This window comes from Candidatus Hepatincolaceae symbiont of Strigamia maritima (genome assembly GCF_055505085.1).
The window spans coordinates 1-2,776 of record NZ_DBKDTU010000082.1 but is presented as its reverse complement, the minus strand read 5'-3'; the positions used below and the strand labels follow the sequence as shown (position 1 = coordinate 2,776).

Here is a 2,776-nt window from a genome sequence, read left to right as displayed (position 1 = left end):
AAACTATGGTAATTTATAATTAATATACTTTATAAGCTTCCACATTTGTAAAGGCTTTAAAGCAATTGTAGCTAGAGATAGTATATCAGCACCACTCTTAATAAAATCATCTACGTCTTGGTAAGAATACATACCTCCTCCTCCTATTATTTTTATCTTCTTACCCAAATTATTTCTAGCTACTTCTATATAGTGTAGGCTTTTAGATTTTAAGAGGGTACCGGAAATACCACCCATCTTTGTTGGGTAGGTGTTACATAAATGAAATATATTAATGTTACAAGATAGGGCTAGGTCTATATATTCTAAAGATTTCTCAGTGGGGGGTAATTTTAAAATTACTTGAAAATCTCTAAATAATGTTAAAGCTTCTTTGTCAATAGAAGTACTACTCTTAACATTAGGACAACTTAAATTAAGTTCTATAGCATTTGGTATAAAATTATCATTTATTTTAAATTCTTGTAGAATTTTAGCTAATTTCTGCCAATCATCATATTCTAAAGCTGCGATAGATATAATATGTTTTGCAAACTTTTGTAAAGGTTGAAAGTTAATTAATCCCTTATTCCTTAACCCGATTTTATTGATGTATCCGCCGTTAATTTTACGAAAAGTTTTTATGAATTGTAGTATAGCTCCTTTTCTTTGCAAGACTGTAAAACTTCCTAGTACAGATGTGGTATTAGGTAACTTCAAATAATTCCCAAAAGGAGGCGAAATAATAACTTTCTTAATCATTCTGCCAAAAATGCGGATTTAGATTAAAAATAGCAGTAACGTATTCTGGGAGAATACCTCTACTAAAAATTACTATTCCTTGAATATTGACCTCAAGTTGCCCATCTTTTAAGAGTTTAGTTTTATATTCATTAAGAGATGCTCCGGTAGTAAGAACATCATCTGCTATTAACACAGTCTTAGACTCTAAGATTTTATATTGATTTAAAGCCTCTGCAAATTTTAACCCTCCCCTTGGTATCCCTATTACTTGGTTAAACTTTATACTTCTTGAGGTTAAGAAAGCTAGAGTTTCTATATCTTTATCACTAAGTGCATCACATTCTAACTTAAAATCTGAGTAGCCTCCTGAGTGCATTTTAAAACGTTGTTTTTGAAAAATATGCATTATAAATACTCCTGAATAGTAAGATTAGGGGTTTGGGTGTTTAATAAGGGACGCCCTACAATCATAAAGTCTGCTCCTAATTTTATTGCCTCATGAGTTGTTATAGTTTGAATATGACAATCCTTATCATTAGAAAAATTTCTAATACCCGGTGTAAATAATTTAACTTTATTTCCGTATTTAGAGCGTATTTCGGTAAGATATAAACCCGGGCAAACAAAATGTCTAATGCCCAAATCATAATTTATAGTAGCTAATCTCATAAAATCATCAGGCTTTATTTGACTACTGGATAAAAGCAATACTGCAATACCAATGGGCTTCTCAAACTCTTTAGCAATATGTAGAATTAGCTCCTTATCTGCTGTACCATGATAAGTAAAATATTCTATTTTTGGTAGATTTAGAGTATAATTTTTAATAGCATTGATTACGGTATTTTTGATATCATGAAATTTTAAATCTAACATAATCGGGATTTCTCCGCAGAGATCAAGGATTTCATCTTTACTAAAACTACTCATTGTAATATGTCCTATTTTTAGCATAGCTAACTTACTTCCCACTGTAGCCACTAAATTTTTAATTTTTGTTTTATCATTACTATCTATTGCAAGAATAAGTTTTTTCATAGAATTTTGCTTGATAAAAGGTTGCTTAATCGTTAGATTCTTCATAGACAATAGCTATCTATTTTATAAGATTTTTACTAAGTAATGCAGATATAAGTCTAGTAATTCCTATACCTCCGCCACAGCGTGTAAAAAAATCAAAAGCTAAAAATTCTGCTAATTCTTTTTCTACCCGTTCTTTCCCAAATTTATCAAACAATAATTTTGCATAACTTCCCTCACTAATTGTGTAAAACATATTTTGCATTTCAACTTTATCTACAGACCTTTCTGCACTTCCTATAGTTTCCTGTCCATTAATAATTACATCTATTTTTTTTGCAGTTTGCTTATCTTCATTTAAAGCCATATTCCAAAAAGGACTTGTATATACAGGAAAATCAGTAAGTAAAATATTAGGAGCAAGGTTCTCACACATCAACTGTTCATGTTCATGAGTTAATTCTTTTACATTATAATGTTTTGCCAAATCAAAGTAGGTTTTTTCTAAAATATCCTGAGGTTGAGTAGCCAATTTTAAGAAAGTTAATAATTTCTTTTCTAATTCTTTTAACGAATCAATTCCCCCATGGGTTTCAAACTCAAACATAGGAAAAATACTACGATGTCTTCCAAACACCGGGTTTTTTTCTTCCCGATAAGAAGTTGAAATACAAAAATATCCCTTAGCTTGAGGATTGTTTAAGAGCTCATATTCTAACCACATTTGTCCTGTTTGAGGAAGTGGCCAAATTTTTCCTAAAAAATTATAGGTTTGTACCGTACTGGGATCTTCACACGCTGCTAAAATACTAATTCTTGATTGGGTGGGAACTTCTATAAATTCTTTAGATAAAAAAAAATCCCTTAAAAGGGATACTGTTTGATGATAATGATAACTATTGATTAAATCTTGTTGATACAACAAGCCAGATTCTATATTTTGATACTGCATTTTACACTCCTATTACTATATATTTTAATTGCTTGATATAAATTCTTTAATACTTTTGCAGAAAATTTATATAAATTGTTT

4 protein-coding genes are annotated in these 2,776 nt (G+C 30.0%); all 4 read right to left on the bottom strand.

Going from position 1 to position 2,776, the window contains the following annotated elements; genetic code table 11:
• Nucleotides 1-3 precede the first annotated feature (3 nt).
• Genes ACQCX0_RS02010 through ACQCX0_RS01995 form a run of 4 tightly spaced genes read right to left on the bottom strand, consistent with a single transcriptional unit; the run spans nucleotide 4 to nucleotide 2,695 of the window.
• Nucleotides 4-741, bottom strand: coding sequence for a beta/alpha barrel domain-containing protein (locus ACQCX0_RS02010; RefSeq protein WP_462562486.1), 738 nt, complete (start codon nucleotides 739-741; stop codon nucleotides 4-6).
• Nucleotides 734-1,129 (bottom strand): phosphoribosyltransferase, encoded by a 396-nt coding sequence (locus ACQCX0_RS02005; RefSeq protein WP_462562485.1) that lies wholly within the window; start codon nucleotides 1,127-1,129, stop codon nucleotides 734-736. Before ACQCX0_RS02005 ends, ACQCX0_RS02010 begins: the two co-directional genes overlap by 8 nt.
• Nucleotides 1,129-1,806 carry an orotidine-5'-phosphate decarboxylase gene (gene pyrF / locus ACQCX0_RS02000; RefSeq protein WP_462562483.1) on the bottom strand — a complete coding sequence of 226 codons (678 nt, stop codon included), beginning with the start codon at nucleotides 1,804-1,806 and terminating at the stop codon, nucleotides 1,129-1,131. Before pyrF ends, ACQCX0_RS02005 begins: the two co-directional genes overlap by 1 nt.
• Nucleotides 1,807-1,819: 13 nt before the next feature.
• On the bottom strand, nucleotides 1,820-2,695 hold the full coding sequence (locus ACQCX0_RS01995) for an amino acid--tRNA ligase-related protein (protein ID WP_462562482.1): 876 nt from the start codon (nucleotides 2,693-2,695) through the stop codon (nucleotides 1,820-1,822).
• Nucleotides 2,696-2,776 lie beyond the last annotated feature (81 nt).

Bases quoted from the DNA above. Each gene is read 5' to 3' on its own strand.
- ACQCX0_RS02010 (WP_462562486.1), bottom strand. From the start codon at position 741: ATGATTAAGAAAGTTATTATTTCGCCTCCTTTTGGGAATTATTTGAAG.
- ACQCX0_RS02005 (WP_462562485.1), bottom strand. From the start codon at position 1,129: ATGCATATTTTTCAAAAACAACGTTTTAAAATGCACTCAGGAGGCTAC.
- pyrF (WP_462562483.1), bottom strand. From the start codon at position 1,806: ATGAAGAATCTAACGATTAAGCAACCTTTTATCAAGCAAAATTCTATG.
- ACQCX0_RS01995 (WP_462562482.1), bottom strand. From the start codon at position 2,695: ATGCAGTATCAAAATATAGAATCTGGCTTGTTGTATCAACAAGATTTA.